We start from the raw sequence: 25,520 nt of genomic DNA on the forward strand, positions 1-25,520 counted from the left end.
GCCCGCGCGTCGCCGTTACAGCGGCGACGGCGCCGAGACGCGCTGACGGCCCGCGCGCGGCAGCCGCGGCGACAGGTTCGGGGCCGCCGGTTCCGGCTGCTCCGCACGCGTTTCGACGCCGATCGGCGGGAGCGTCGCGCCCTGCGCGGCCCACTGCTCGCCCATCGTCGCGTCGGTCGACTTGCTGAAGTACTCGACGAGGTGATCGATGAACGTGCGCACCTTCGCCGGCAGATGGCGCCGGCTCGGATAGGCGATGTTGATCTCGACCTGCGGCAGCTTGAAATCGGGCAGCAGCCGCACCAGCGCACCGCGCGCGATGTCGCCGCCGATCAGGTAGCTCGGCAGGATCGCGACGCCCATTCCGAGCAGCGCGAACTGCCGCAGCATCGCGGTGTTGTTCGCGACGATCACGTTGGTCGGACGCACGCGCACTTCGCCGTCCGGCCCCGTAAACACGCGCTCGTCGCCCCAGTATTCGGTCGGCAGACTCAGGCTCGGATGCTCGGCGAGCTGCTCCGGATGCGTCGGCACGCCGTGCTTTTCCAGATAGCTCGGCGTCGCGCATACCGTCATGCAGCCCGTGGTCAGACGCCGCGTGACGATGCTCGCACTGCGCATCTGTCGCGTGACGACGATGCCGACGTCGAAGCCTTCCTCGACGAGATCGACCTGCCGATCGACGAGCGTCAGATCCGGCACCACTTTCGGGAACTGTTCGGTGTACGACTGCAGCACCGGTGCGAGGTTATGCAGGCCGAACACGACGGGCGCGACGATGCGCAGCGTGCCGACCGGCTCGTGATTGCGCGCGACGACCATCTGCTCGACGTCCTCGAGCTCGTCCAGAATCTGGCGCGCACGCTCCAGATAGACCTGCCCCGATTCCGTCAGCGAAAGGCTGCGCGTCGTGCGATTCAGCAGCCGCGTGCCGAGCCGGCCTTCGAGATCGGCGACATGGCGCGTCGCGACCGCGTTCGAGATATCCATTGCACTCGCGGCCCGCGCGAAACTGCCGAGATCCGCAACCTTGACGAACACGCGCATCGACTGCAAATGATCCATAAACGACTCCTGCCGCTGTTACAACTTCAAAAAGATGAAGCAAATGCGTAATTCTCCTACGACAGCGGAAAAGATGCAGAGTTGCCTATCGCGTCCGCGAATCGAGATAAAAACCATCAAACATCCTTGGTCTGCGCGGATAATTGATCCAATTATTCTGATTGGAGCAACAATTGGGTGAATCTCGTCCGCCAGGCGGCCGAATCAGGAAGGACGTGTTTGATGCGACACAACATCGCACCCCGGCGGTCGACGTTGCGCGGCGGCGGGACGGCTGCGGCCGATTGCGGCGGAGCGTAACAACCTGTTAAAAAGGCCCCACGGGCGCGGCCGGCGTAGCATCATGTCGGCCCCGGCCGCGCGGGACGGGCGCGCTGTGCGCCGCCGCTGCCGGATTCAACGCGCAACACCACCCCGCTCACCATGAAAATTGCCATCCTCGACGACTACCAGGACGCCGTCCGCAAGCTGAACTGCTTCGAGATGCTCGCCGACCACGACGTGAAGGTCTTCAACAACACGGTGCGCGGGCTGGGGCAACTCGCGAGCCGCCTCGCGGAAGTCGAGGCGCTCGTGCTGATTCGCGAACGCACGCCGATCTCCTCGCAACTGCTCGCCAAATTGCCGAATCTGCGCATGATCAGCCAGACCGGGCGTATTTCGAGCCACATCGATCTCGACGCGTGTACCGACCGCGGGATCGCGGTGCTCGAAGGCACCGGCTCGCCGATCGCGCCGGCCGAACTGACGTGGGCGCTCGTGATGGCCGCGCAGCGCCGCATTCCGCAATACGTCGCGAACCTGAAGCAGGGCGCGTGGCAGCAGTCGGGGCTGAAGACGTCGGCGCTGCCGCCGAACTTCGGTCTCGGCCAGGTACTGCGCGGGCAGACGCTCGGCATCTGGGGTTACGGCAAGATCGGCCGGCTCGTCGCCGGCTACGGCAAGGCGTTCGGAATGAACGTGATGATCTGGGGCCGCGAACATTCGCTCGAGGCCGCGCGCGCCGACGGCTACACCGCCGCCGAGAGCCGCGAAGCGCTGTTCGAGCAGAGCGACGTGCTGTCGCTGCACCTGCGACTGCATGACGACACGCGCGGGATCGTCAAGCAGGAAGACCTGATGCGGATGAAGCCGACGTCGCTGCTCGTCAACACGAGCCGCGCCGAACTGCTCGAGGAAAACGCGCTCGTCAACGCGCTGTCGCACAACCGGCCGGGGATGGTCGCGATCGACGTGTACGAAAGCGAGCCGATCCTGCAGGGCTACAGCCTGCTGCGGATGGAAAACGTGATCTGCACGCCGCACATCGGCTACGTCGAACGCGAAAGCTACGAGCTGTATTTCAGCGCCGCGTTCAAGAACATCCTCGCGTTCGACCAGGGCGACACGTCGAGCGTCGTCAATCCGGAAGCGCTGCTGCCGGTCCGCAAGCGCTGATCGCTCGCCGCGCGCCGCTTCACGCGGCGACGCGGCCGTCCGTCATCGCGCCGACGCGCGTGAGGAAATGTTCGCCGTCGCGGCGCCCGAGATCGTATGCGTGCTGCATCTGCGACGGGCTCGTGTAATCCCAGCTGGAAATCGGCACCTTGGTCGACGGCTGCACGTATAGCCGACGCTGATCGCCGTGCGCGACCGTGAACATCTGCGGACGCGGATACCGCCGCGTGACGAGCACCAGCACGTCGCCCGGCGAGGCGTCGAGCGCGCCGACCGGCACGTTGTCGACCATCCCGCCGTCGAGCACGGGCCGGCCGCCGCGCCGCAGCACCGGCGTAAACGGCGGCGTACACGACGACTGCAGGATCAGGTCGGCCAGCTCGTCGACGTGCGCGCAATCCTGCGCGCGCACGAATTCGGGACGAAAACCCAGTGTGCGGCCGAGCGTCGGATGCAGCGTCTTGCGCAGGTACTTTTCGATGTTGTACGCGACGAGGCCCGCGGCCACGGCGCTGCGCGCGCCGAGCCAGCGCGGCACGTGCGACACGCCGATACGGATCTCCGGCGCGCTCGCGAGCTGCGCGAACGGTTCGCCGTAGATGTCGAGCAGCGCCTGCCGGTAGATCCGGTAGTGCGGAAACACCGGCTCGCGGCCGAACAGATTGCGCCAGTACACGTTCTTCCGGTTCTCGCGCAGCGCCTCTTCGTAATAGCGCATCACCCACGCGGCATCGCGCGTGTACAGCATGCAGGCCGTCGCCGCGCCGGCCGAAATGCCGGCGATCACGCGCGGGCGCAGGCCGAGCGCCGGCTGCGCGACGTCCCAGAAACCGGCCTGCCACCAGCAGCGATTGCCGCCGCCCGCGAAAACGATCTGGTCGAACATCGCGCCGCTCAGTTCGTCAGCGCGTAGGTCGACGTCGCGTGGACGGCCATCTTGCCGTCCTCGTCGAACAGTTCGACTTCGCCGAATACGAGGTTGCGGCCCATTCGCAGCACGCGCGCGGTCACGAGCACGTCGCCCTTGCGCACCGGACGCATGAAGTTCGTGTTCAGCGAGACGGTCGTCATCGGCCGGAACTCGCCGAGCGCGGCCGAGATGGCGACGACCATCGCGGTGTCGGCGGCGGCCGTGAATACCTGACCGCAGATCACGCCGCCCGAATGGCGGAATTCGCCGGAAAACGGCAGGCGCAGCGTGACGCTGTCGTCGCCGATCGATACGGGGACCAGATCGAGCGAGCGGACCCACGGGGCCAGCAGGCGATCGAGCAATTCGCGGACTGCGTTCTCGTCCATCTTCGAATGTCCAGAAAACGTTGCGCGACCGCCGCGCAACAGGTTGGACGTCATCATACCGGGAGCGCGGAAACTGCGATGGCTCGTTATCCCGCCGTCAGGTCGCGTTGTCGTGACGAAATATTTTCGGGAAATATGCAGAAAGGGCTTGCCATGTCCAGAAAAGCCATGCATAATTTCGCTTCTGTCGGGGGCGTTAGCTCAGTTGGTAGAGCAGCGGACTCTTAATCCGTAGGTCGAGTGTTCGAGTCACTCACGCCCCACCACCCAACATCGCAAAAAGGCCCGGTTCTCCGGGCCTTTTTCATTTCCGCCAAATCCTTGTCCAGCAAGGCTTTGCGCCCGACGGCCTCGCCGAACCTCCCGCCTTTTTCAACGCTTCCGCCGTGGCTCCCGGCTTGGTTCCCTGTCGGCAGTTTTTGGTTTTGGCTCCCTCTTGGCTACCTGCTGAACCCGGCTTTTCCCCGTCGTTCCCCGTCCTGGCTCCTTTGGCTCCCGGGTGCGGTACCATTTCGGGCACGCAACAACAGGACGCACTGGACACGACCGTGGCAAAAAAGAACGACGAACTCACCAAGGTGGACTTGCTTTTGATCGCGAGCCTCGAAGACCGTAAAACCGTATCGGACGAGATGTGGATCTCGCCGCAGCAGGTCGCGATGCTGACGAACCGGTCGTACGAGCAGGTCGAGGACGACCGCAAGGCTGGGACCGGTCCGAAGTGGCAGAAGCCGTACGGCGAGCGCGGTGCGGTGCGTTACCGCATGGGGGCGGTGCGCGACTTCATGTTCGGTCAACGGGAGTTTTCCACGCTGCTGGAACAACAGGCCGTGCTCGGCTCGCTGTCGTTCGGCGAGTTCCTGGACACTGCCGGCCTCGACGACACGTGGCCGTTCTTGATCCATCAGGGCGTGCCGGTGGACTTCTTCCGGTCGCTCACGCTGGGCGAGGCGCTGTCGGACGACGACCGCGCCGTGGTACTGTCGCTCGACGAGTACCTGACGCAACGCAAGGCGGCGGCGATCGAGCGCAAGGTGGGCGAAGACCGTACGGCCCTGGGCGCGGCGGCCGATGAGGCCACCGCCGAACCGCTGCCGGCGCACCAGCGCAAGCGCAGCACGCCTTGACCACACAAAAACGGGGAAACCATGAGCAACGCATTGAACGACGCCACCGTGCTGGCTGAACTGCTGAAGAGCGGGGCCGACGACCTGATGTTGACCACCGACCAGGCGGCGAAACTGCTGGGCCGCTCGGTCGCTGAACTGTCCGCCGATCGCAAGGAAGGGCGCGGCCCCAGATGGGTGCTGCCGTTCGGCCCGGACGGCGTGGTGCATTACAGACTCGGCGATCTGCGGGCCTTTCTGAACGCTCCGGCGGCGTAAGAGAAACGGGGCCTCACGGCCCCGTTGTCGTTTTAGGTTCGGCCGCCGCGCTGCTGGCCGTCCCGCTCGACCTCCCGCACCCGGCCCCGTTGCTGCTGCCGCTGTTGCTCCTGCTGCTGCCGTTCGACGGCTTGGCGCTTCTCCGCGACGGCCTCGGCCACGGCTTTCAGGTCGGCGTCGCGCCGGGCTTGCGCCTGGGCTTCGGCCAATGCCTTCTGCGCCTGCTCGGCGGCTCGGGTCTGCTCGACCGCCTGCTGCTTCTGCTGCTCGACCTGCCGGAGCGCGTGGTCGCGATCCTGGCCGACACGGCCCTGCATCGACGCGGCCCGGTCCAGCGCCTCGGCGGCCACGCGCTGCGCGCCGTCGATCTTCCCGGTCAGGCCCTGCACGTCGCGCGTGGTGCCGTACACCGTGCCGCGCGCCGGGTTCGTCAGAACGTTGGTCACGGCCTGCGGCTTGTCCTTGTCCGTGACGAACGCCAGCACCTCGGCCCGGTTCAGGGCTGCAGCCTTCTCGTGCGTCGTGGCGTACGCGTGGGTCATGTACGCCAGCGCCCGGTCGTTGACCGTGAACGTCCGGCCATCGTCCGTCGGGTTCGGACTCTCGACCTGCAACACCGCCGACACGCCCTGGTCACGGGCCGCTTCGATCCCGCGCACGCGGTACGTGGCTTGGGCCGGTGCTTCCAGCCGCTCGGCCAGGTTGAACGCTGACGCGCCTTTCTCGCTGCGCAACACCAGGCGCTCGCCGTCGGCGAGGGCCAGCGGGCTCTTGGTGCGCGGGTTCACCACCACGTCCTGCTCGCCCAGCAGGTTGGCCTCGCGCAGCGCTTCGCGCACGGCCTGGTTGACCAGGCGCACACCGCCGACGTTGCCCGCGGTGGCGATCTTGTCGCGGTCGTGCACGGCGCTCTCGACGTACGCCCGGCCCAGCGCTTTCAACGCCTCGGGCTTGCGCTCGTCGTGCACCACCTGAACCGGGGCGCGGTCGCCGCGATCGGTGAGGGAATACAGGGCCGCTTGCGCGCGCTCGGTCGTGTCGGTGCGGTCGTGCAAGGTCTTGCCGATCGTCGTGGCGGTGGCGCTGAACGCCTGGCCGGTGCCCCGTACCGTCACGGCGTCGGCCCCGGCCTGCACCTTGCGCAACGCGTCCAGGTCAACCCGGCCGTCCTCGGCGGCCATGACCTGCACCGTCTTGCCGGCGGCCAGTTTCTCGGCCCGGAAGAGCGGCACGGCGTGCGCGTGCTCGACGCCCGCGCCGTGGGTCAAGGTCAGTTCCCGGCCGTGGTCCGGGTGCTGCTCGGTCGTACCGATCACGCGGGCGCGGATTTCCGGCTGCTCGCCGCCTTTGACGTTCAGGACGGCCAGGCGAACGTTCGCCGGGTCGGTCAGGCCGTGCGTCACGGCCGCGGCCTTCGGGCTGTTGAACGCGAGCACGTCGCCCTCGGCCACGGCCAGGGACAGGGTCTTGACCTCGGCGCCCTTTGTGGCCTCGGCGCCGCGCGTGACGGTCAGGGCCACCTCGTCGCCGCGCACGCGCCCGTCCTGCTTCAGGCGCTCACGGATCGCCGCGTTGACCGCCTGGGCGTCGCCCGGGTTCGCCACGGCGGTGAGCGCGTTGGGTTCGCCGGCCCGTTTGGCGTGCTCGTCGGCCATCGACGCGATCACGTCGCGGCGAGCGTCGTGCACGGTGGCCCGCACCGGCAGGTTGAACGTCGCCAGCGTCGCCTCGGCGTGCGCGGCCACGGTGTCGCGCTGCGCCTGGTCGGCGGCCTGCTGGTCGGCGAGCCGTTGCTGGGTGCCCGCGTTCAGCACGGTCTTGTCGCGCAGCACGTCCTCCGACAGTTTTTTGAGGCTGTCCGTTTCGATCGCTTTCACCAGGCCGTCGATCGCTTGCTCGTCGCCCACGATGGTCATGCGGTCCTTGTGGCGCGTGAGCGCCGGCACGAGTTTCTGGTGGTCGGCCATGCCGGCGGCGTAGACGAACGCGGCCTCCTTCGATTGGCCTTGGGCGCTGAAGTTGGTGCCCGCGTAGCCCAGTTGAAACCGGTTGTAATCGCGGGTCGACAGGTCGACCGTGCGGCGTTCGCCGCGGGCGTTGATGTCGTCGGGCAGGTCCGACAGGATTTCGAGCGTCATGATTTTCTCGCCCGCGTGCTTCGGGTCGTCGCGCTCGGCGCGGATGACCGCCTTGGTACCGTTCTGCACGCCCAGTTCGCTCAATCGGAACTTCAACGCGTCGTCGTCGCGCTGCTTCGTCAGTTTCGCCACCTCGGCAGGGTTGCCGGCCGCGTCGCGGATCTTCCGGCTGAAGTACTGTTGCAACCGCTGGTGCTTCGCGTGCTCGTCCGGCGTGTGCTGGAACTGCTGCGCCTGGAGTCGCACGTCGCGCTCCTGGAACGCCTTCTCGGCGGCCAGGCGCTTGGCGTCGAGCGCCGCGGCCTTCTCGTGCTGGCCCGCCTTCTCGGCGGCCTTGATCTGGCGCTTGGCGGCCAGATTGGCGGCCTCGTAAGCGGCCCGGTCCGCCGCGCGCTGGTCCTTGATCGCCTTGCGGGTCGGGTCGTTCAGGTCGTACACCGCCGTCACCTTGCCCAGCCGCAGCAGGTCGCCCACGCCCATCGTGATCTGCTGCTGGTCCTTCTTGTTGTTGTTCTTGTAAGCGAACACCGTGAAGTCGGCGCCCACCTCGCCGCGTTGCTGCCGCAGGCCGCGCACGGCCTGGTTCAGCGCGTCGGCGTCGGCGTTCTCGCCGGCCAGCATGACCTTGCCGTGCAACGGCAACGGCACCGCCTTGCCCTGTGCGTCGGTCACGGTCTGCCCGGTCTTCCAGTCGATTTTTTTCGCGTCCACGTACCGCTGGGCGAGCGTGGCGATTTCGACCTGGTAGCCCTTATCGACCACCTCGATCATGCCCTCGTCCCTCAACGCTTCCAGCGCGGCCTTGCCTTTCTTGGCGTACAGCAGGTTGGAAATGCTCTTGTGGCTGCGGACCTCGCGGCCGGCGGCGTCGGTGCCGACGACGCGGCCGGCGCGCTGCCGGTTGATGTTGGTCATCTCGGCCATCGGGGCGCCGGAGCGGACCGCGGCGTTCTGGGCACCGCCCACGCCGATCGCCTGCTGCTGGTGCTCGTCGTCGCCCATCAGCACGAACTTGCCGCCCACGGCGTCCACCGCCGCCTGAAGTTTGCGGCCGGTGATCACGTCGAGCGTGCCGCCCTCGTCCACGAGCACGACGGCGCCCGGCTTCAGCTCGACCTTGCCCTGTTCGAGTTTCGCCAGAAACGAGGCGACCGACATGCCTTTGACGCCGGACTCGCTTTCGAGCATCGTGGCGGCGGTCCATGCCTGGCCCAGGCCGTACACCTCGCGTCCTTCGGACTTCCAGGCATCGGTCATCGCGCCGATCGAAAAACTCTTGCCGGTGCCCGCCCAGCCGCGCAGCACCACCGTGCCGCCGGGGCCGGCGAGCATACGGGCGGCGGCCTTCTGCTCGTCCGTCATCTGGATCGGGTCGATGTCGCGGCCTTCCTTGCGGCTGATTTCGGCGGTTTTCTTGGCCTCGTAAGCCGCCATGTAGGCGTCGATGTCGCCGGTGAGCGCGGTGCTCCGATCGCCCGCGCGCTCGCGCACGCTCTGCATGTACGCCTGTTCCTGGTTGACGTACCAGCCCGACGAGTACGTGAGCAGGCCGGCGCGCTCGACGGCGGTGTAGCGGGCCAGGTCGTTGCGCTCGATGAAGCGATCGACCAGTGCCTCCTGCTCGCGGGCGGTGGCCGGGAACAGCGGGCCGTGCTCCTTGGCGAGTTCGCCCATCATGTCCACGCGCGAGAAGTTGATGCCGAACCGGCCGTGCAGGTTTTTGATGATGGTCTCGTCGTCCCGCGGCCCCAGGCCGATGTGCTCACGCTGGCGCAGCAGGTCGGCGGGGCTGACCATGTGGCCGCCGGCCACCAGCCCGCCGATCTGGCGCTCCCACAAGCCGCCGGGCGCCGTCAGTTCCGCATACGTCGGCTCGTTGTCCTTGCCCGCGCGGGTCTGGTAGAACGCATCGCTGAGTTTCATGCCTTTCTCGGCCGCGCGCTTCAACGCCTCGGCCTGGCGGTCGGACGAGAGGTCGAGCGCCATCTGCGAAAAGCCGACGATGCGGTAGTCGATCTGGCCCGTCTCGTTACCGTCCACGTCGCGCTCGATGACCTTCTCGTAACGGAACAGGTCCATCAGTTCGCGCGCCGTGGTCGCCTTGTAGACCATATCGGCGGCGTATTGCAGGTTCCGGTTGTACAGGTCGCGGTCGTTGAGCGCCGTCACCTTGCCCTCGGGCGTGCCGTCATCGACCAGGGCCGCGTTGAGCAGCATGATGTGAACGTGCAGGTTGGCCTGATGCTCGCCGTAGATTTTCTGAACGCCGGCCGCGATCGGCGTCAGCGCCGGGTCTTGCCCGTCCCTGGCTTCCTTGCCCAGCACCGGGCGCGCGGTCCAGTGCTGGTGCGTCGTGTAGAGCAGGCCGCGCGTCTCGGCGGGCTTGTTGCCGATGCGGCCGTCGGTGTACCGGCGGATCAGGTCCATCGCGTCGTGCACGCCTTTGTCGCTGGCGTCGAGCATCCGGGCGCGGACGTGCTCGGGCGAGGCGGCGTAAGCCAGGCTGAAGTCCTTGCCGTTCGACAGCACCATCGCGTGCCCGACCTTGTGCGCGGGCGTCGTCACCTTGCCGTTCGCGTCCGTCACGTCGTCGAGCACGCCCGCGTTGGGTACGTCGTTCAGGCCGTTGCCCATGAAACCCTGCGCGTGCTTCCACAAGGTTTCGCGATCGACCGGCTGGCCCTCGATGCCGAGCGCCTTGGCGAGGTCGCCGCGCCAGGCGCTCGTGTCGTGCTCGGTGCCGTCGAGCAGGTAGCCGGGCTGGTGCTCGTGCTCCTCGAAAATGTAGTCGATCATGTTGACGCCGGGCTTGCCGCGCTTGCCCTTGGTGGCGCCACGGCTGTCGAGCGGTTCGCTGACGAACATGGGTGTCCTCGTAAACGAAAAAAAGCCCGTGGGATCACGGGCTCGAACGGTTGGCGTTAGCACTAACGCCAGTCCATCGTCGCTCCAGAACGGTGCGATGTCCAGCCAACGCCCCCTCTATATATAGAAGGGGCGTTGCCGATCACCGGCCGCGGATGGTGGTGATGGTCTGCTTGGTCGTCGGCCCGGTCGGCGTCTTGCTCTCGTGGTACATGTCCACGAGTTTCGCCACGTCGAGCAGACCGCCCAGCCCGGGCACGTGGAGCGCTTCGCCGACCGCATCGGCCGCGTAGTCCTGCGCAACCTCGCTGGCGACCTCGCCCAGGTCGGCGCCCACGGTCTCCTTCGGTTCCTCGCTTGCGAGTTTCGCGGCGGCCACGGGATCGGGCACGTCGTGGGTGATGACGCTGACGACCTGCTGCCGGTCGGCGGACCCGTCGTCGAGCGGTTCGCCCGGCTCGATCGCGGCCGTCGCCTCGGCGACCGGCTCGGCCGGCGCCTGGGGCTCGGTCGGTTCGATCGCCTGCACCAGGCCACCGCCCTCGTCGGCGTCGTCGTCCATCGGATCGGCCACGTCGTCGAGCAGGCCCATCAGGTCGTCGGGGTCGCCGTCGTCGGGACCGCCTTCGCTGGTGCTCGCGGTCTCGGGGCCGGCCTCGTCGGCCGGGTTGTCGTCGTCGGCGGTGGCGCTCGCCGTGGCATCGTCCTGACCGCCTTCGCAGCTGGTCGCGGTGGCCGTGGCCGTGTCCTCGGATTCCGGCGAGCCGGCGGGCGGCGGGGGCTCGTCCGTTTCCGTCGTCGGCAACGGCGACAGCGGGCCGGTGATCGGCAGCGCCCATTCCGCCTCGTCATCGACCGGGCGCTTGATGCGCGCGTCCGTGTCGTGGCCGGGCCACGTGAGGCGCAACGCGTCCTTGCCCATCGACAGGATCGCGCGCACGACGAACCCGGCCGGCGCGTCCTCGCTTTTCGGGACTTTGCGCGGCCCCATCACGTCGGCGTCGGTGAGTTCGTGCGGCGGCACGGTGGTACGCGTTTCCTCGTGCTGGCTGCTCGTGACGCTCGCCTTGCCCTGCCCGGGCGTCTCGCTGCTGCTCTTGTTCGTGATCAGCACCCGCTGCTTGCCGAGCGCGTCCGACAGTTTGTCGGCCGTCTCGCCGGCCGAGACCTGGCAAATGATCTTCGAGCCGATGGTCGAGAGAATGGTTTTCTGCGTCTCCGCGCCGTACTTCTCGGTGATCTGGCTCGCGTCCTGGAACCCCAGGATCACGCAGCAGCCTTTGGAACGGCCCTTGTCGATCAGCGGCATGATTTCGAGTTTGCCGGGCGCGGTGAACTCGTCGCACACCATGAACAGGTTGCGGCCCTTGCTGTCGGGCAGGTCCATGATCCGCGGCGTGAGCATGTTGAACAGCGCCGCGATGAACGCCTCGGTCAACGGGTTGCCGCTCTTGCCGCGCAGGATGATGTGGCGCGGTCCTTTCCAGTCGTCGCGCGCCCAGCCCCGGCACGAGAAACGCGGGCGCTCGTCGTTCGGCACGGTGGTCGGCCAGGCCATCGCCAGGTCGGTGAGCATGGCCGCGCCGTTCGACAGCGTGGACAGCACGCTGTCCACGGCCTGCCCCGGGTTCTTCACGTCGTTGTACGCCATCTCGATGTACGGATCGACCTTGGCGAACGGCTCGAACAACTCGGCCAGGCCCTTCTGGCCCAGCCGGTGGCGTGCGGCCAGTTCGGTGAACCCGTAGTTGTTGCCGTGGGTGTGGTGCAGCGTTCGGACGATCGCCACCATCACCTTCTGCGCGGCCTCGTCGAAGAACTTCCCGCTGCCGCCGCTGACCGGCAACATGCACGCCGCGAACTTCTTGACCGACGACACGTCGGCCAGGTCGGCGGCGATGTCCCACACGCCCGTTCGTTTGTCCCACGGGTTGAGGATCATCGCCCGCTTGAAGAACGACGTGAAATCGCCCTTGGCGTCGAGGATGATGCTCTTGGCCCGGTTCTTCGCGCCGGCCAGGGTCTTGGCGAGCACGATCTGGTCGAGGATGTGCAGCAGGATCATCGTTTTGCCCGACCCGATCTTGCCCACGATGATGAGGTGCTTGGTCCACCACGTCCGGCTGAACATGCCGGTCGAAGGGCACAACGACATGTAGGGGTCGTTCTTCGGCGGGTGGATCAGTTGCCGGAACGCGGCGATGAATCCCTCGCGGGTGAGCGTTTCGGAAACGCTGCGCCCCCGCGCCTCGCGAATGGCCGCTGCCACCGCCTCGTCGCCGTCGAGCAGGCGCGGACCGTCGAGGTACACCACGTTGTTGCGTGGGGTCATCATGTCGAGGTACAGGTACGTCGCCAGCGCGAGCGTCGGGAGTGCGGCCAGCCCCAGACGGGCCAGCACCGCCGCGCTGTGGTAGGTCCAGAGGCAACTGAAGTCGTACGCCTCGGCGGTGAAGAACCGGCCGTGCGTCGCGGCGTTGAGGAGCGCCCCGAACGCATCCCAAATCGCCACCAACGCGTTCATGCCCGGATCACCGGGGCAGAGCAGCCAGACCACCGGCAGGAAAATAACGTACAGCAGCAGCGAGGGCAGCGCGTCCTTGATGGCAGTGGCCCGCACCGCGTATTTTTGCGAGGGCGCAATGTTGGGCGGTGGTGCGAACCAGTACACCATGCCGTCGTTGGCTTTCTTGCTCATGGGATGCTCCAGGCCGTCAGGCGTTAGCGACCTGGCCCGCGCGAGGGCGGGACGCGTCGGGGCGGGTGGATGCCGTCGATGCGGCGTGGGTGGCCGGGGCCGATGCGGTCGGTTTCTGCCCGGTCAGGCGCTCGGCCACCAACGCCATGACGGCCGCGAGTTCCTGGTGCCGTTGCCTGTCCTGCGCGGCCACGTCGCGCTGAAAATCGCGCAACGCTTCAGCAAAGCCGCGCTGAATGCCGGCGACGGCGGACATGCCGGCGATGCGATCGCGCACGGCCTGGCGGCACCACTCGGTGATGCTCACGCCGTCGGCCTGGGCGAGGTCTTTGACGCGTTGAAGGTCGCCGTCGGGCAGGCGGCAGTTGAAACTGTTCATGGCGAGGGTTCCTGTCGAGCGCCGCGTGCGGCGGATGTTTCAGTACTCGCTCCAGGCCGTCCTAAAGTCAAAGAATCACGAGGTTCACCGCGATATGGCGAACGCATAAAAACGTGAACCTCACTGCACGCTTTGCTGGTCGGGCGTTTCGCCGGTTTTCGTGGTCGGTCGAGGTTCACCGGGCGCGAAAAACGTGTACTGCGAGGTTCACGCCTGGACGCCTTGCTGCACATACAGCGCCGCAGGCGAACAGCCGCGCCGCAGGCGCGGAATGGGTACCGCGCGGAGCGCTGTATGTGCTGTGGAAGTCGGCGCCTTTGCTTCTGCCGACACCGACACCGCTGCGTTTCATGCTTTCACCCCGCCTTTCCACCACCGACGGGTTTGGGTGTTTCATGCCTTTGACGTTGCCGTTGCCTCGGACGACACGCCTTTGTTTCATGTGTCGTCCCCGCCTTTGCCGTTGCCGTTGCTTCTGGTGTTTCATGCCTTTGCTGTTGCTCTTGCCCTCATCGACGCCCCTTTGTTTCATGCGTCGCCCCCTGGTTTCGTCGTCGCTTCTGGTCCCGTTGTTTCATGCCTTACCTCTGCTCTGTTTCATGCCTTGCTGACGGTGCCGTTCGTGGGTGCGCGGTGGTCTGTTTCATGACCTGCTGCCCCCGCCGTTTCATGCCTTGCCCGCATCCCGTTTCATGCCTTGCGATCCTTCAGACCGTGCCGTTCGTGGTGCCCGTTTCATGACTTGAACGTGAGAACGGTGCGTGCGATGGGGCCGTACATCGCCGCCCGTTTCATGAACAAGGCCAGCGAGCGCAGCAAGCAACAAAACGGGCAAAACAGGCGTTTTTCGACGGGTGAGCGATCGGGCCGCGTTCGCCCGAAAAACAAAACCGGCGACCGGGCGCGCGCCCGGTGAGCGGCAGACCATCGGTCGGACGCGTCGCGATGGTGCTGTGGGACGTACCGGAGCGTGAGGGGTTGACGGCCCGGCAACGCCTGGTAGTACTGAAGTCGTGGTGTTTCATGACTTGCTAACCGGAGGCCCGCCGTGACCGACCCCGTAGTGAAAAGTACCGCCCGCGTGAACGCGAACCGCGCAAGGTGGGCGTCCCGTCGTCGCCTCGTCAGCACGGTGATCGTGCGCGAGGTGTACGACGCGCACCTGAACGACTTCAAGGCGTACGTGGCCGAAGGCCAGGGCGCCGACGGCGCAGCGCCCGCCGGCAAGAAAACCGGCAAGGCCGACGGATCGGCGAAGCCGCGCCGGGTCCGCATGGCGGACTACCTCGGCGCGGCGCTGCTGGCGTTTCGTGAGCAGCCGATGAAAAACCGCGTCCGTGCCGTTCAGCGGTACCAGGAACTCGCCGCGGTTCAGCCGGACGACGCGGTGCCGGTGCCCGCCACCGCGTCGATCGAGGCGCCCGATGAACAGCAGGCGCCCCATGACGCGCACGACGGACCGTCGTTCGACTTCAGCAGCCTGGCGGCCATGAACGACGAGGCCACGTCATGACCAGCCCCGGCACCGTCCGCGCTCGCGCCTCACGCGCTCGCCGGCAGGCGACGCGGCAAGCCGTTGGTACGTCGATCGTCCGCAAAGTCTACGCGGACGTGAAGGCTCTGGTGCCCGCGCACGCGGCCTGGGTCGAGAAAAGCCACGGCTTGACCGGGCCGGAACAGGCGACCGCCACCGCCCGCGTGAGCGATCACCTGGGCGCGGCGCTGCTCGCCTGGTTGTCCTTACCGGACCGTGAACGTGCGCTGTACCTGAAGCACTACATGCGGCTGGCCCGCGCCCCGGCCTGACCCTTCCCTGTTGTTCAACGTTCGAGCCCGTGACGCACGGGCTTTTTTATTGGAGCCCCGCCATGCCCACGGTACAGCAGTGTTTCAACGTGCTGCTCATCGCCTTCGGCGTGCTCGCGGCCTTCGGCCTGGTCCGCTTGCCGGTCGCCCTCACCAACTGGCTGGTGGCGCGGCAGGGCCGGACGTTCGCACGGTCGCCGACGATCGACGTTCCCGAAACCTCGCCGAAGGCGTTCTACCAAGAACCGCCGCCGGTCCGGGCATTGCCCGGGTTTGACCCGGCCCCGCCGACCGCCGATGAACTGGAACAGCGCGGGCCGCACTGGGCGGCGTTGCAAGTGCGGGACGCGTTGCTTGCCGACGGCAGGTTTGCCGTGAACCGGAACGACGACCTGTTCCTGCTCGTGGGCGACGAATGGGTGAGGGTCACGCGTGAATCACTGCTCGATGCGTACGACGCGGCCTGGGCCGTCTGCGGTCTGGCGGACAACGCCCGACCGGCCACGATCACCACGTTGTCGATCCTCACGTGGGGGGTGCCGGTGCTGTGGGCGGTGCGCAACGCGGTGCTGTGGGCCGATCTGCAAAACGGCCGGCTGCGTGCGTTCCCGTGCAAATGGTTCTACCGCCAAGGTCTGAACCCGGCTCCTCGCGAGATCGACCTGTCCGATGTGGACGCGGCCGGTAACTACCAGCCCGCCGTGCATCGCGATGATCAAAACGACGGGGAGTTGGGCGTCGTGCGCGCCCTGCTGTTCAACGTAACCCACTGGTCGCCCGCGAACCCTGCGGATCGCCATGACGTTCGTTACAACCGGTTTCGCGAAGCGGCGCATGTGGCGTACGAGGCCCGCGCGCTGCGCCAGGCCGCCGACGTGCAACCCGAACCGGTCGCCGACCAGCCCGCATCCGCGCCCACGCGCAAGCGCCTTTGATCCTGGAGACCACCGTGAAAGAAACCCGCACCGTCTTTAAAGGCATCCGGTTCAGCGAGCGCGAGGTGGCGACCGTTCAGCGGGCCGCCGACGCCGCCGGCCTGAAACTGGCCGAGTACGTCCACGACACCGCCCTGCGCGCGGCCAACGGCCAGGCAGAAACGGAGCGCGTGCTGGAGCAGCAGCGCGCCCTGTACGACGACATGGAGTCGTCGATCCGGCGCCAGGTGGCCGCCGCCGCGGCCAAGGTTTTCGACGACGCGCTGGCCGACGTGGCGACGCGCATGGACCGGGCGAACGTGCGGGTTGTGGCGCACATGAAAGAGCAAACCGACAGCCAGTTCAACGTGCTGAAGCACGACATCGACCGGCTCACCTCGACGTTGCAGGGGCTGCTCGACGCGTTGAAGCCGTCGGCCTCGGCCGAACCGGCCACGCCGGCATCGGCCGCGCCGCTCTGCCCGAAGTGCGGCGAGGGGCACATGCTCGCCCGCGCGGGCACCGGCACGAACGCGGGCCGGACGTACTACGCCTGCTCGACGTGCAAGCACACGAGTTGGTCGCCGGACGGCAAGTGACCGCCGCAGGCGACACCGCGCGAAGCGATCGGGGGCCTACGGCCCCCATCTTTTTTTGCGGTCGATGTTTGACTCGAGCCCTCTCTAGAGAGAGGGTGGGTTGTGGCGTTAGTGCTAACGCCTCCCCTTTTTGGAGCCCCGCATGTCCCTGTCGAAAAACGCACAACGCCAGCGATCCTGGCTCGCGCGTCACGCGGCCGACCGGTGGCGCACGACTCTGGCGCTGGTGCGCAGCGTCGGTGCGAACGTCGACCGGGAGCGTGAAGCCGTGGGCGTCACGCGCACCGCGTACATCGGCGCTGCCTTGCTCGCGATGGAAAGCCTCACGCCTGGCGAACGCCAGGCGTTCCTGCGCCGTTACGCCGACCTGCACGGCGAGTCGGCCAAACGCAACCAGTGGAGCCGCTGACATGAACACGGCTCGGCGCGCGACGGTGATGTTCGGACTTCATGGCTACGTGGCCCGCAAGGACCATTACAAGCACGAACGGGCCGCCGCCCAGGCGTCGCTCCGTCGCGTGTCGATCGCCTTCCGCGTGAGCGTGTCGGCCTCGGCCGCGTCGTTCTGCGTGACGCTCGGCGCGTTGCTCACGCTGGCCGCTGGCCGGCAACCCGCGGGCAACCTGTTGGTGTTCTGCGTCGTCGAGGCACTGCTCGCCCTCGGCTCGCTCACCGCCTCGCTCCTGCTGAACCGTCAAGCGGGCGTCGTCACCGCCCGGTTGAAACACGCGGACCGCCGCCTGGCCCGTGCCCGTCGCCGCCTTCTTGAACTTCAAACACTTTCTCTCCGGGAGATTTGACCATGACGTACGACCCTCGTTTCGTTGTTCCCAGCCTCTGGCCGCTCGCCATTGCGCTGGTGTTTTTCGCCGTCGGCGGTGCGACCGCGTTTTACGACCTTCCTCTGCTCACGCTGTCCGTGCTGTTCGTCGGCGTCGTGTTCTTCGTCGCGGGCGCCTGGCCGCTCATCGTCCGCCGCAAGCCCGCGCTCGACGCCGACTCGGAGCAGTCGTTCACCGCGGCCAACCGCTGAACCTGGAGATCGTCATGCGCAACCTGCTTAACCTGTTTCGCGATCACGGCGTGAACCTGCGCGGCGTCGCCCTCATGGCCCTGCTGTCCCTGGACGCGGTGTTGATCGGGGCCGGCGTCACGGCGCTGGCTCTGCGCGGCGTGCTGCCGCCGCTGGACGCGTGGGCGATGTTGCCGCTGACGCTGTGCGCCGCGTCGCTGCTGTCGAGCGACCTGTACCTCACCGACGAGGAACGGCTGGACCGGTGGCTGGGCCTGTCGTTCCACGGCGAGCATCGCGTGGCGTGCGCGAAAGCGTACGACGACCTGTGGGCGGACGAGGTGGACGCATGAACGACCGCAAATCGAAGCCGAAGAAAGCGAGCCGATCGAAGCAGACGAAGCGCCAGACGAACCGCGGGCAGCGTCACGCCCGGCAGGAACGGCTGTGGGCCGCGGTGCTGCACGAGCACGCGACCGATTGACCCGCGATCCTTCTCAACGTTCGAGCCCGTGATCCCGCGGGCTTTTTTGTTTTCAGGAGACGTTTATGGACCAGGACATTCCCCGCACCTTGCCGCCGCTGTTCGAGGCCATCCGCCGGCTCGACGACGACGAACTGACCGCGGCGATCGTCGCCGGTGAGGACGTGAACGCGCTGGACCCGAGCGACCCGCAACGGCGCACGGTGATGCACTTCGCCGCGATGTTCGGCCGGGCGCCCGCGATCAAGCGCCTGGCCGCCGCCGGGGCGAACGTGAACGCGCAGGACGCGGGCGGTAGCACGCCGCTGCTGCTCGCGATCATGGCGTCGGGTACCGGCAACGCACTTGTTTCGCCGCACGCGCTCAACAACGCCCAGGCGCTGCTCGACGCGGGCGCGACGATCGACCTGCCGCGCACGTGGGGCACGTTCACCACCTCGCCGCTGCACGAGGCCGCGAGGGTCGGCAACCTGGCCGCCGTCCGCTGGCTCGTTGAGCACGGGCACCCGGTCGATGCCGGTGGGTGGTTCGACGAACGGGTGGGCGTCGTCACGCCGTACCGGGCCGTCCGCCTGAACCTTGGCAAAACGTCCAAAGCTTACCCGGGCACCTCGTCCCGCGGCACGCGCAACGAGGTGCTGGCCCTGCTGGAGTCGCTGGGCGCCGACACGTCGCGCCCGTCGTTCAAATCGTGCTCGGCGAGCGGGGCGCGGTCATGAGCGACACGAAAGCACGGGCCTCGGCCCAGACGCTGCGGTTCGCCGCGACGCTGAAGGCGATCGAGGCCAGCGTGCGCCTCGGCTTCATCGACGCGTCCGACAACGGGTCGGCGAGCACGTACACCGCCGACTTGACGATGCTGGTCACGGTGTCCGGCACCGACCACGCGGTGCGGTATGGCCGGAGCGCTGAAGGCGCGCTGTCGATCGGCCTGGCCGACGATTGCGGCCTGCTGCCGCTGTACCGGGCGCTCGCGGCCCTGCACGACGAACCGGAACCGACGGACGCCTTCCTGCGTAACTGGTACTACGGGGCCATGCCGCCGGACGTGAGGCCGTCGCCCGCGCGCACCTTCGCCGACGCGCTGCGCCGGCTACTCGACGACACGGCGGACGCCGAAATGGTCGCGTTCGGCGTCGAACGCGAGGCGTCGGCGCACCACGTCGTCATGCTGCACGTGCCGGCTGGTCGCTTCGCCGAGTTCGACGCGATGGCCGCGGACCACGGCCTGGGCCGCGAGGGCGCGTTGCGCCGGCTGATGTTCGCGGCGCTGCGCAACCCGTCGTTGCTCGAGGAGCGCGAGGTCGATGTGGGGTCGATGGACGATCTGGACGTGGGCGAGGAGCCAGCGCCGCCGGCTGAATCGCCGCCGGCCCATCGGAACGACGAGCGGGGCGGGTCATGAACGCGCCGGCCTGCTCAACGTTGCCGCTTGCCCTTGCTTTTGCGCAGCAGCGCGGCGAGGTTGAGCGCGTTGTTCAACACCAGGTCACGCTCGGCCGGGGGCAGGTCTTTCAACGATTTGATCAGCGCTCGGGCTTCGTCGCCCGGGTTTTCGGAGACTTGCAGCAGCAGTTCGTCCATCGGCAGGTCCAGCAGGTCGGTGAGTTGTGCGAGGCGTTCGAGCGAAATGGCGACCTTGCCGCTTTCCATCCTCGACATGGTTTCCTCGGCCACGCCAATCTTTTCCGCGATCACGGCCTGCGTCCACCCTAGCGCCTTGCGCCGCGCGGCCAGGCGTTGACCGATCCCGTCGATCAACGCGCGCCCGCTCTGCTGTTTCGTACCTTTTGCCACCACGATTTTCACCTGCATAAAACGTCTGATTTGACACACGATGCAAGTGTCAAGCCGTCCGTTACACATTAGAATGACGCCGAATGCAGGTTTGGTCGAACACTTGACGAATTTTGCAGGTTCAACGATGAACCGCACCACTCGGGGGTTTCACATGCGCAACACAACGCTGAAAACGCTGGCCGCCGCTGCGGCCGTTTCCCTGGCCCTGGCCGCCTGCGGCGGTGGTGGCGGTGGCTCGTCGGGCGGTGGTTCGTCCGGCGGCACGACCGGCACGGGCACCACGTCGCCCAGCACGCCGACGGCGAGCAACGGCGCGACGTTGCTAGCGCAGTACACCGTCCCGGCCAGCATCGCGGGCGCTGTGGTTACGAACTACGCCGGCCCAGCGTTCAGCGTGGGCAACAGCCCAATGCAGTCGAACTGCTCGAACACCGCCGTCACCTCGACCACGGTGGTCGATGCCCCGGACGTGATCGTCTTCTCGACCAATGGCGCGAGCCTCAAGGCCCAGGAGGTCGCGGCCGACCTGTTCGAGCAAGCGGTACCGCAAATCCGTGCGGCGCTGGGCTTGCCCGCGTCGGGTGTGGCGTTCGACGGAACGAACAAGGTGCAACTGTGCGTGGACACCGCCCTCGGCCAGAGCGCGGGCGAAACCGGCGGGAGCGTCACGGGCCAGACGGCCCAAGGTCCGGCCGGCGTGATCGTTCAACTGATGGCGGCGGACAGCGCCAACTTCGACGCCCGCTACCCCGGTGCCACGTCGTACACCGACGGCACACCGGGCCTGCGCTATTTCGACCTGTTCCGCCACGAAGGCACGCACGCGGCGCTCTACTCGCTCGCCGAGCCGTTCGGCGGGATGGAAGCCTGGTTCCAGGAAGGCATGGCGACGACCGTTTCGCAACTGCCGATGGGCAGCAAGGCCAGCGTCCTGGCCGCGGTGCAAGCGACCGACCTGTTGCCGGCGAACGGCACGGCGGCCGGCGACATGGGCACGTCGTACCCGGCGTACGAGGCCACGATCGGCCTGTTGACCAGCAGCGCGCCGGGCGGCCTCGGCTACGGCCTCACGAACATCCCGACGTTCATCGCCGCCTACAAGGCCGCCGCGATGGCCGCGTGTGCGCAACCGATTCCGAACGGCATCATCCCGCCGGCATCGCAGACGCAAGGCATGCCGTCGGGCGAATACAACGTCTGTGCGCCGAACGCGCCCGGTGCGCAGGACGGCCGCCTCGCGGTCGCGTTCGACACGGCGTTCAACAGCACGTTCAAGGACAGCAACGGGTCGCCCTTGCTGCTGCACACGGCCGACGGTGCGAACAGCCTGGAAGCCACGTTGTACCAACGGCTCTCGGCGTTCTTGCCCTGACCGGCTCACCTGTTTTTCGACGGCTCCGCAAGGGGCCGTTTTTCAGTTTCAGCACTCAACAACAAGCGGGGGAAACGATGAAACGACGTGCAACGTCCGTCGCGGCGGCGACGGTTCTGGTGGGGCTGCTGGCCGGCTGCGCGAACGGTGGCCCGGACATCAACGGATTCGTGTCTAAAGCGAACAACGCGGTCGAAGGCGCGATCAGCAGCGTGACCGGCGGATCGGGCGGTAGCGGCGGAGCCGCTACGGCTGGCCCGGTCTACACGCCGATCAGCGGTGGCAACACGTTGTCCGGGCTCTTCGCAGGGCAGAATCAGCAGAAAGCGAACTACGGGCAAATCGCTTACCCGCGCGTAGCCCTGGAATACCTGGCGTTCGGGGCCAACGAGCCGTGCTGGAAGGTGCGGGCGACGATCTGGCGGAGCGCCAAGCAGTCGCACGACGAGGTGTTCCAGGTCTGCGACGCGCCGGTGGTCATGCGCGACGCCACGGGCCAGGCCGGGACGATCAGCGACCAGGCGCTCGGGACGATCGCGTACAAACTCGATCAGACGCGCGCACCGATGAACGTCTCGAACACGGGCGAGCAGCGCACGCGCGGCCCGTTGCCGCCGGCCCGCCCGATGAACGTGGCGCTGATGTCGGCCAGCCCGGTCGGCGCGAACCCGTTGCAAGTGCGGCTCGACGCGATCAACGCGCGCATCGCCTACGTGACCGGCTACGTCCCGTTCGGCGACACGTCGATCATGAGCGGTTTGAGCACGGCGTTTTACGACTACCGGCTGTGGATTTACAAGTTCGACCCGGCCGGCAACCGCGGTTGACCCGCGTACCGATGCCATCACCAACAACACCAGAGAGAACATCATCATGCCGTTCAACCCGACCCACCGCCACACCCAAGGATTCGGCCGCTGCCGTCTCGAACTCGACCCGACGAGCCGGCAACTGCTCGTAAAAACGGGATGGTTCAACGCCCCGCGGCTCATACCGTTCGACCAGGTGCGAACGGTCGAAGTGTCCACGTCGAACGGCATGGTCAAGCCGCACGTGTTGATCAACACCACCGACCTGGACCGGCCGCAGCACCGCGTCTACTTCCACACCGGCAGGGGCGCGCAAGAGTGGTACAACCGGCTGGGCGCGGCGATGAACATGCAAGCGTATCGTTGAGGCTTGTCCACGGCCCTCGCGTGTGTGCAACGGGATCGGCAAGCCCGCGCCTTGCCAGAATCCCGTTGTGCACACGTCGCGCGCAGCGCGAGGCGGTGGGCAAGCCGTTGAGCACCATAAACGCAGAAAAGGCCCGGTTTTCCGGGCCTTTCGCATGGTGCGCCGCCGTTCAGCGTCGCGCCTCGGCCCGCTTCGCTTTCCTCGCCGCACGCTCCGCGGCCAGGGCTTCCACGTCCGTGCGGTTCACACGCCGGTGGCCTTGCTCGTCGAACACGACGGGCAGCCGGCCGCGCTGAACGAGGCGCGTGATGCTCGCCCGGTCCGCAAAGCCCAGCAGGCGCCAGGCGTCCGACAACGAGAGCAGCGGGCCGGCCCGCACGGCCTTGTTGCGCGCGCTGTCCAGCGAGCGGCGCGGGCGACCGGTCGGCGTCGGCATGTCCCGCCACGTCTCCAGGTCGGCCCGGTCGAACGCGCGCACGCCGTCGATGAGCACGAACGGCAGGTCGCCAACGTGCGCGGCACGGTTCAGGTGCGGCGTGCTGCGCCCGATGAACGCCGCCGCCTCGTCGGCGGTCAAGCGGCCGGCGGCGGCGATCGTCGCACGCAGGCGCTGCGACGGCGGCACGAACGTGTCGAGCAGCGCCGTGTTGACCATTCGGCCGCCGCGGCTCTTGTTGTACCCCGTGCCGGCACCGCGCGAGGCCCGTGTCGAAATGGTGTCGGGCTCACCGGGCGGGAGACGGTAGAACTCGCCGTCGCGCCACCATTTTTTAACGGTGACGAGCGCAACGCCGAGCCGTTCGGCGACCTGCTGCAACGTGAGCCAGTCGTCGTGCGGGCGTTGCGCGTGGGTGGTGGTGGTCATGATTCGGGCTCCCAGGCGTCAAGCGGTGAGGCGCGAGGCCACGGCGGTGTCGAGGCGCTTCAACAGCGCACCGGCGGCTTTCTGCGAGAAGTACAGCAGCGCCACCGCCGCGATGCCGAACAGGACCGGCAGCGCGTCGCCGACGGCGAGGTTCGGGTGCCGCACCGACACGAGCATCGCGGCAAAGATCAGCCAGCAACCGGCGGCAAAGGCCGTGAACAGCGCTCCCACGTGAACGACGATGTGAAGTGCGCCGTAGGCCGTAGCGAGCCCGGTCGCAACGATGCCGGCACGGCCGTCGCGGGTTCGGCAAGCATCGATCAGCCAGGCAAGGAGCAAGAGCATGGCGATGGCGATCGTCGCGGTGAGCAGGCCGCCCAGCACGCGGGCGATAACGTCCAGCACGGGCGGCAAGGGGATCGTTTGCCCGTCAAGGGGCGCGAGAAAGACCTGAAGAATGGTGAAAGCGGTGGTGTCCATGATGGTGCGCTCCGGGTGAACAGGCCGACGTGGCCTGGTACCCCGAAGCCGGCCCTTGCGGACCGGCTGTGAGCGCGTGGGCGCTTTGCTTACGCGAAGCGGTAGCCGCCGACCTTTTCCTTTTTGCCTTCGGCCTGGTGGCGGATGACGTTCGGCGCGATGGCCTCGGCCAGGCCCAGTGCGCTGCGGATCGCGGCAGGCTCGTCCGCATCGGACGAACGCGGGTCGTAGCCGATGGCTGCGAAACGGTCGAACTGCGCTGCGCTGATTTCCGACACCGTGAGCGGGCGCTTGCTGCCCGGGCCGTACGTCACCATGACGAACATGAGGTTGGCCGGGTCGTGGGCCGGGCTCTCGACGTACTGCTGCGAGTAGCCGGTCACGTCGATCTGAACGGCCTTGGCGTTCCAGCCGCCGAGCGACGCGGACACGCCGGGGAACGTGGCGACGGCCGATGCTTTTTCGTAGATCGACAGCAGGTCGGGTTGGTTGGTGGTGGTGCTCTTTGCCATGATGGGCTCCTGGTGGTCAACGCCGGAGTGGCGCTGGTACCGCCAAACCCGCATTGCTGCGGGCACTGGTGGAGCGTTGGCGGGGGCGGGCTTACTTCACGTCGCTCCACTCTCCGGTGTACGTGTCCTGCTGCTGCTCAACCTCGACGATGTAGCCGTTTTCGTCGATGTCGGCCTGGGTCATCATCGGCTCGCCGAGCGTGGCGCGGGCGTCGTCGATCGCTTCGATGCGGGTCTTGCCGTAGCCATAAACAACATCGTTGTGGCCGGTGAAACGGAACTCGGTGCGGTTCGGGATGAGTGCGGTCATGATGGTCTCCTTGGGTTTGAGGGGCTTTGCGTTGCGCGCTGCCTACACACCTAGTCTCTCGTACCACCAGGAAAAATCAATACTTTTGAGCACGAAAATAGCCTCAAACGACTTATATATTTTCGTCACTATCTCCGATTGTTACGGCAATGGTTACGCGGTCATCAAGAGCCCGGCCGTGGCCCGTGGTGATGGGCGCCAGCGGGTCGCCCGGCGCGGATACGCGCCCGTTTTTATGGGTTGTTTTTAGCCATTGGTGAGGGTTGCGCACGCATCGATGAACGACAAAACGGGGCACTTGTGCGCCCCGTTGATTCGAACCTCGTCCGCGTACATCAAGCCTCGTTTGCCGCGGCGTACACTTCATCGGTGAAGGCACTCCACACGTTGCCACCGGCATCGTAGAGTGCTTTGCAAAGGCGCTCCCAGAATGCGGTCGCGGGGGTGCTTTCGCTCTGCATGTAGTCGGCAATGTCGTCGTCATCCACGCCGTTGGCCTCGCCGAAAAGGGCCAACACAGCCTTTTGGAGTTCGTCTTGATCGTCATGTTTCCCCTGGCCGCTGGTGTAGAAGCCGAGGGTATCGCGATCATCTTCCGCCACACCTTCCAGCAACAGATTGAACACCGTGCCCTCAATCGTCACGGATGCATTGATCATAAGGGTGAGGTATTGCGTGTCGTCGGCAAGGTCTTCGTTGAACGCATCGCCGCGTTCGGCTTCGATGCTACCGATGATCGTGTCGAGGTCTGCGTAGGTGGGGCGAACGAAGGTACTCATGATGTGTCTCCTGGTTTCAAGCGGCGTTGCGATGTGCATTGCCTACGCCTTCAGTCTCTCGTACCACCAGCAAAAATCAATACTTTTGAGCGCAAAAATAGCCTCAAACGACTTATATATTTTCGTCACTATCTCCGATTGTTAC

General features: G+C 66.8%; 31 protein-coding genes and 1 tRNA gene. 20 read left to right on the forward strand and 12 right to left on the reverse strand.

Annotated features, from left to right (window positions below):
• Window positions 1-15 precede the first annotated feature (15 nt).
• The gene (locus tag ACSHSS_RS01005; protein WP_212160574.1) at window positions 16-1,065 is read right to left on the reverse strand and encodes a LysR family transcriptional regulator; all 1,050 of its coding nucleotides are present in this window, start codon (window positions 1,063-1,065) and stop codon (window positions 16-18) included.
• A 423-nt stretch (window positions 1,066-1,488) separates the two neighbouring features.
• Between ACSHSS_RS01005 and ACSHSS_RS01010 the strand changes: the two genes are divergently transcribed.
• Window positions 1,489-2,502, forward strand: coding sequence for a D-2-hydroxyacid dehydrogenase family protein (locus ACSHSS_RS01010; protein ID WP_006401838.1), 1,014 nt, complete (start codon window positions 1,489-1,491; stop codon window positions 2,500-2,502).
• Between the two features lie 19 nt (window positions 2,503-2,521).
• Here the strand turns inward: ACSHSS_RS01010 and ACSHSS_RS01015 are convergent, their stop codons facing one another.
• Both ACSHSS_RS01015 and ACSHSS_RS01020 read right to left on the reverse strand, forming a co-directional pair.
• Entirely contained in the window at window positions 2,522-3,388 is an 867-nt protein-coding gene (locus tag ACSHSS_RS01015) for a patatin-like phospholipase family protein (protein ID WP_006401837.1), read from the reverse strand.
• A gap of 8 nt (window positions 3,389-3,396) precedes the next feature.
• Window positions 3,397-3,801: a PaaI family thioesterase gene (locus tag ACSHSS_RS01020; protein ID WP_054317191.1), complete on the reverse strand. Its 405-nt coding sequence runs from the start codon at window positions 3,799-3,801 to the stop codon at window positions 3,397-3,399.
• Between the two features lie 190 nt (window positions 3,802-3,991).
• Here ACSHSS_RS01020 and ACSHSS_RS01025 point away from each other — a divergent pair.
• From ACSHSS_RS01025 to ACSHSS_RS01035, 3 genes are all read left to right on the forward strand, one after another.
• Window positions 3,992-4,067 (forward strand) — tRNA-Lys (locus ACSHSS_RS01025).
• Window positions 4,068-4,349: 282 nt separating this feature from the next.
• Window positions 4,350-4,928, forward strand: a complete 579-nt coding sequence (locus ACSHSS_RS01030; protein ID WP_257765258.1) for a hypothetical protein — start codon at window positions 4,350-4,352, stop codon at window positions 4,926-4,928.
• Window positions 4,929-4,949: 21 nt separating this feature from the next.
• Entirely contained in the window at window positions 4,950-5,186 is a 237-nt protein-coding gene (locus ACSHSS_RS01035) for a helix-turn-helix domain-containing protein (RefSeq protein WP_257765259.1), read from the forward strand.
• A gap of 32 nt (window positions 5,187-5,218) precedes the next feature.
• On the opposite strand, the gene ACSHSS_RS01040 is transcribed toward ACSHSS_RS01035, so the two are convergent.
• From ACSHSS_RS01040 to ACSHSS_RS01050, 3 genes are all read right to left on the reverse strand, one after another.
• A complete protein-coding gene (locus tag ACSHSS_RS01040; protein WP_257765260.1) occupies window positions 5,219-10,189 on the reverse strand; it encodes an AAA family ATPase in 4,971 nt (1,656 codons plus the stop codon).
• Window positions 10,190-10,331: 142 nt separating this feature from the next.
• The gene (locus ACSHSS_RS01045; RefSeq protein WP_257765261.1) at window positions 10,332-12,887 is read right to left on the reverse strand and encodes a type IV secretion system DNA-binding domain-containing protein; all 2,556 of its coding nucleotides are present in this window, start codon (window positions 12,885-12,887) and stop codon (window positions 10,332-10,334) included.
• A gap of 16 nt (window positions 12,888-12,903) precedes the next feature.
• Complete coding sequence (locus tag ACSHSS_RS01050; protein WP_257765262.1) at window positions 12,904-13,266, reverse strand: hypothetical protein; 363 nt, start codon at window positions 13,264-13,266, stop codon at window positions 12,904-12,906.
• 301 nt (window positions 13,267-13,567) lie between these two features.
• On the opposite strand from ACSHSS_RS01050, the gene ACSHSS_RS01055 reads away from it, so the two are divergent.
• The 13 genes from ACSHSS_RS01055 to ACSHSS_RS01115 all read left to right on the forward strand — a co-directional run bounded on the left by ACSHSS_RS01055 (window position 13,568) and on the right by ACSHSS_RS01115 (window position 19,486).
• Window positions 13,568-13,915: a hypothetical protein gene (locus tag ACSHSS_RS01055; protein ID WP_257765263.1), complete on the forward strand. Its 348-nt coding sequence runs from the start codon at window positions 13,568-13,570 to the stop codon at window positions 13,913-13,915.
• Window positions 13,916-14,032: 117 nt separating this feature from the next.
• Complete coding sequence (locus tag ACSHSS_RS01060; protein WP_257765264.1) at window positions 14,033-14,182, forward strand: hypothetical protein; 150 nt, start codon at window positions 14,033-14,035, stop codon at window positions 14,180-14,182.
• A 132-nt stretch (window positions 14,183-14,314) separates the two neighbouring features.
• On the forward strand, window positions 14,315-14,779 hold the full coding sequence (locus ACSHSS_RS01065; protein WP_257765265.1) for a hypothetical protein: 465 nt from the start codon (window positions 14,315-14,317) through the stop codon (window positions 14,777-14,779).
• Entirely contained in the window at window positions 14,776-15,072 is a 297-nt protein-coding gene (locus ACSHSS_RS01070) for a hypothetical protein (RefSeq protein ID WP_257765266.1), read from the forward strand. The genes ACSHSS_RS01065 and ACSHSS_RS01070 overlap by 4 nt, the downstream gene beginning before the upstream one ends.
• A gap of 62 nt (window positions 15,073-15,134) precedes the next feature.
• Window positions 15,135-16,007: a hypothetical protein gene (locus ACSHSS_RS01075; RefSeq protein ID WP_257765267.1), complete on the forward strand. Its 873-nt coding sequence runs from the start codon at window positions 15,135-15,137 to the stop codon at window positions 16,005-16,007.
• A gap of 14 nt (window positions 16,008-16,021) precedes the next feature.
• Window positions 16,022-16,585, forward strand: a complete 564-nt coding sequence (locus ACSHSS_RS01080) for a hypothetical protein (protein ID WP_310495760.1) — start codon at window positions 16,022-16,024, stop codon at window positions 16,583-16,585.
• Between the two features lie 142 nt (window positions 16,586-16,727).
• Window positions 16,728-16,994 carry a hypothetical protein gene (locus tag ACSHSS_RS01085; protein WP_060043521.1) on the forward strand — a complete coding sequence of 89 codons (267 nt, stop codon included), beginning with the start codon at window positions 16,728-16,730 and terminating at the stop codon, window positions 16,992-16,994.
• Between the two features lies 1 nt (window position 16,995).
• Window positions 16,996-17,385, forward strand: coding sequence for a hypothetical protein (locus ACSHSS_RS01090; protein ID WP_059890118.1), 390 nt, complete (start codon window positions 16,996-16,998; stop codon window positions 17,383-17,385).
• Window positions 17,382-17,618 carry a hypothetical protein gene (locus tag ACSHSS_RS01095; protein WP_155632163.1) on the forward strand — a complete coding sequence of 79 codons (237 nt, stop codon included), beginning with the start codon at window positions 17,382-17,384 and terminating at the stop codon, window positions 17,616-17,618. Before ACSHSS_RS01090 ends, ACSHSS_RS01095 begins: the two co-directional genes overlap by 4 nt.
• A 14-nt stretch (window positions 17,619-17,632) precedes the next feature.
• Window positions 17,633-17,950: a hypothetical protein gene (locus tag ACSHSS_RS01100; RefSeq protein ID WP_257765270.1), complete on the forward strand. Its 318-nt coding sequence runs from the start codon at window positions 17,633-17,635 to the stop codon at window positions 17,948-17,950.
• A complete protein-coding gene (locus ACSHSS_RS01105) occupies window positions 17,947-18,081 on the forward strand; it encodes a hypothetical protein (protein WP_257724553.1) in 135 nt (44 codons plus the stop codon). Before ACSHSS_RS01100 ends, ACSHSS_RS01105 begins: the two co-directional genes overlap by 4 nt.
• 65 nt (window positions 18,082-18,146) lie before the next feature.
• Window positions 18,147-18,800, forward strand: coding sequence for an ankyrin repeat domain-containing protein (locus tag ACSHSS_RS01110; protein ID WP_257765271.1), 654 nt, complete (start codon window positions 18,147-18,149; stop codon window positions 18,798-18,800).
• On the forward strand, window positions 18,797-19,486 hold the full coding sequence (locus ACSHSS_RS01115; protein WP_310495761.1) for a hypothetical protein: 690 nt from the start codon (window positions 18,797-18,799) through the stop codon (window positions 19,484-19,486). Before ACSHSS_RS01110 ends, ACSHSS_RS01115 begins: the two co-directional genes overlap by 4 nt.
• Window positions 19,487-19,500: 14 nt before the next feature.
• Here ACSHSS_RS01115 and ACSHSS_RS01120 read toward each other — a convergent pair whose 3' ends face one another.
• Window positions 19,501-19,896: a helix-turn-helix domain-containing protein gene (locus tag ACSHSS_RS01120; RefSeq protein ID WP_257765274.1), complete on the reverse strand. Its 396-nt coding sequence runs from the start codon at window positions 19,894-19,896 to the stop codon at window positions 19,501-19,503.
• Between the two features lie 109 nt (window positions 19,897-20,005).
• On the opposite strand from ACSHSS_RS01120, the gene ACSHSS_RS01125 reads away from it, so the two are divergent.
• The 3 genes from ACSHSS_RS01125 (at window position 20,006) to ACSHSS_RS01135 (ending at window position 22,429) form a co-directional block, all read left to right on the forward strand.
• On the forward strand, window positions 20,006-21,253 hold the full coding sequence (locus ACSHSS_RS01125) for a hypothetical protein (RefSeq protein ID WP_257765275.1): 1,248 nt from the start codon (window positions 20,006-20,008) through the stop codon (window positions 21,251-21,253).
• A 77-nt stretch (window positions 21,254-21,330) separates the two neighbouring features.
• Complete coding sequence (locus ACSHSS_RS01130) at window positions 21,331-22,080, forward strand: hypothetical protein (RefSeq protein WP_258898190.1); 750 nt, start codon at window positions 21,331-21,333, stop codon at window positions 22,078-22,080.
• Between the two features lie 46 nt (window positions 22,081-22,126).
• On the forward strand, window positions 22,127-22,429 hold the full coding sequence (locus ACSHSS_RS01135; protein ID WP_257765277.1) for a hypothetical protein: 303 nt from the start codon (window positions 22,127-22,129) through the stop codon (window positions 22,427-22,429).
• Window positions 22,430-22,598: 169 nt separating this feature from the next.
• On the opposite strand, the gene ACSHSS_RS01140 is transcribed toward ACSHSS_RS01135, so the two are convergent.
• The 5 genes from ACSHSS_RS01140 to ACSHSS_RS01160 form a co-directional block, all read right to left on the reverse strand.
• Entirely contained in the window at window positions 22,599-23,294 is a 696-nt protein-coding gene (locus tag ACSHSS_RS01140; protein WP_257765279.1) for a hypothetical protein, read from the reverse strand.
• A gap of 18 nt (window positions 23,295-23,312) precedes the next feature.
• Complete coding sequence (locus ACSHSS_RS01145) at window positions 23,313-23,774, reverse strand: hypothetical protein (RefSeq protein WP_257765280.1); 462 nt, start codon at window positions 23,772-23,774, stop codon at window positions 23,313-23,315.
• Window positions 23,775-23,863: 89 nt separating this feature from the next.
• Window positions 23,864-24,286 (reverse strand): hypothetical protein, encoded by a 423-nt coding sequence (locus ACSHSS_RS01150; protein WP_257765281.1) that lies wholly within the window; start codon window positions 24,284-24,286, stop codon window positions 23,864-23,866.
• A gap of 91 nt (window positions 24,287-24,377) precedes the next feature.
• Window positions 24,378-24,596: a hypothetical protein gene (locus ACSHSS_RS01155; RefSeq protein ID WP_257765282.1), complete on the reverse strand. Its 219-nt coding sequence runs from the start codon at window positions 24,594-24,596 to the stop codon at window positions 24,378-24,380.
• A gap of 335 nt (window positions 24,597-24,931) precedes the next feature.
• Window positions 24,932-25,375, reverse strand: a complete 444-nt coding sequence (locus ACSHSS_RS01160) for a hypothetical protein (RefSeq protein WP_257765283.1) — start codon at window positions 25,373-25,375, stop codon at window positions 24,932-24,934.
• Window positions 25,376-25,520: the final 145 nt, after the last annotated feature.

This window comes from Burkholderia sp. BC1 (assembly GCF_052683555.1).

Excerpts from the sequence above, each read along its gene's own strand:
- ACSHSS_RS01005 (WP_212160574.1), bottom strand. The coding sequence starts at position 1,065 with ATGGATCATTTGCAGTCGATGCGCGTGTTCGTCAAGGTTGCGGATCTC.
- ACSHSS_RS01010 (WP_006401838.1), top strand. The coding sequence starts at position 1,489 with ATGAAAATTGCCATCCTCGACGACTACCAGGACGCCGTCCGCAAGCTG.
- ACSHSS_RS01015 (WP_006401837.1), bottom strand. The coding sequence starts at position 3,388 with ATGTTCGACCAGATCGTTTTCGCGGGCGGCGGCAATCGCTGCTGGTGG.
- ACSHSS_RS01020 (WP_054317191.1), bottom strand. The coding sequence starts at position 3,801 with ATGGACGAGAACGCAGTCCGCGAATTGCTCGATCGCCTGCTGGCCCCG.
- ACSHSS_RS01035 (WP_257765259.1), top strand. The coding sequence starts at position 4,950 with ATGAGCAACGCATTGAACGACGCCACCGTGCTGGCTGAACTGCTGAAG.
- ACSHSS_RS01040 (WP_257765260.1), bottom strand. The coding sequence starts at position 10,189 with ATGTTCGTCAGCGAACCGCTCGACAGCCGTGGCGCCACCAAGGGCAAG.
- ACSHSS_RS01045 (WP_257765261.1), bottom strand. The coding sequence starts at position 12,887 with ATGAGCAAGAAAGCCAACGACGGCATGGTGTACTGGTTCGCACCACCG.
- ACSHSS_RS01050 (WP_257765262.1), bottom strand. The coding sequence starts at position 13,266 with ATGAACAGTTTCAACTGCCGCCTGCCCGACGGCGACCTTCAACGCGTC.
- ACSHSS_RS01060 (WP_257765264.1), top strand. The coding sequence starts at position 14,033 with ATGGGGCCGTACATCGCCGCCCGTTTCATGAACAAGGCCAGCGAGCGC.
- ACSHSS_RS01070 (WP_257765266.1), top strand. The coding sequence starts at position 14,776 with ATGACCAGCCCCGGCACCGTCCGCGCTCGCGCCTCACGCGCTCGCCGG.
- ACSHSS_RS01075 (WP_257765267.1), top strand. The coding sequence starts at position 15,135 with ATGCCCACGGTACAGCAGTGTTTCAACGTGCTGCTCATCGCCTTCGGC.
- ACSHSS_RS01085 (WP_060043521.1), top strand. The coding sequence starts at position 16,728 with ATGTCCCTGTCGAAAAACGCACAACGCCAGCGATCCTGGCTCGCGCGT.
- ACSHSS_RS01090 (WP_059890118.1), top strand. The coding sequence starts at position 16,996 with ATGAACACGGCTCGGCGCGCGACGGTGATGTTCGGACTTCATGGCTAC.
- ACSHSS_RS01100 (WP_257765270.1), top strand. The coding sequence starts at position 17,633 with ATGCGCAACCTGCTTAACCTGTTTCGCGATCACGGCGTGAACCTGCGC.
- ACSHSS_RS01105 (WP_257724553.1), top strand. The coding sequence starts at position 17,947 with ATGAACGACCGCAAATCGAAGCCGAAGAAAGCGAGCCGATCGAAGCAG.
- ACSHSS_RS01110 (WP_257765271.1), top strand. The coding sequence starts at position 18,147 with ATGGACCAGGACATTCCCCGCACCTTGCCGCCGCTGTTCGAGGCCATC.
- ACSHSS_RS01115 (WP_310495761.1), top strand. The coding sequence starts at position 18,797 with ATGAGCGACACGAAAGCACGGGCCTCGGCCCAGACGCTGCGGTTCGCC.
- ACSHSS_RS01120 (WP_257765274.1), bottom strand. The coding sequence starts at position 19,896 with ATGCAGGTGAAAATCGTGGTGGCAAAAGGTACGAAACAGCAGAGCGGG.
- ACSHSS_RS01125 (WP_257765275.1), top strand. The coding sequence starts at position 20,006 with ATGAACCGCACCACTCGGGGGTTTCACATGCGCAACACAACGCTGAAA.
- ACSHSS_RS01130 (WP_258898190.1), top strand. The coding sequence starts at position 21,331 with ATGAAACGACGTGCAACGTCCGTCGCGGCGGCGACGGTTCTGGTGGGG.
- ACSHSS_RS01135 (WP_257765277.1), top strand. The coding sequence starts at position 22,127 with ATGCCGTTCAACCCGACCCACCGCCACACCCAAGGATTCGGCCGCTGC.
- ACSHSS_RS01140 (WP_257765279.1), bottom strand. The coding sequence starts at position 23,294 with ATGACCACCACCACCCACGCGCAACGCCCGCACGACGACTGGCTCACG.
- ACSHSS_RS01145 (WP_257765280.1), bottom strand. The coding sequence starts at position 23,774 with ATGGACACCACCGCTTTCACCATTCTTCAGGTCTTTCTCGCGCCCCTT.
- ACSHSS_RS01150 (WP_257765281.1), bottom strand. The coding sequence starts at position 24,286 with ATGGCAAAGAGCACCACCACCAACCAACCCGACCTGCTGTCGATCTAC.
- ACSHSS_RS01155 (WP_257765282.1), bottom strand. The coding sequence starts at position 24,596 with ATGACCGCACTCATCCCGAACCGCACCGAGTTCCGTTTCACCGGCCAC.
- ACSHSS_RS01160 (WP_257765283.1), bottom strand. The coding sequence starts at position 25,375 with ATGAGTACCTTCGTTCGCCCCACCTACGCAGACCTCGACACGATCATC.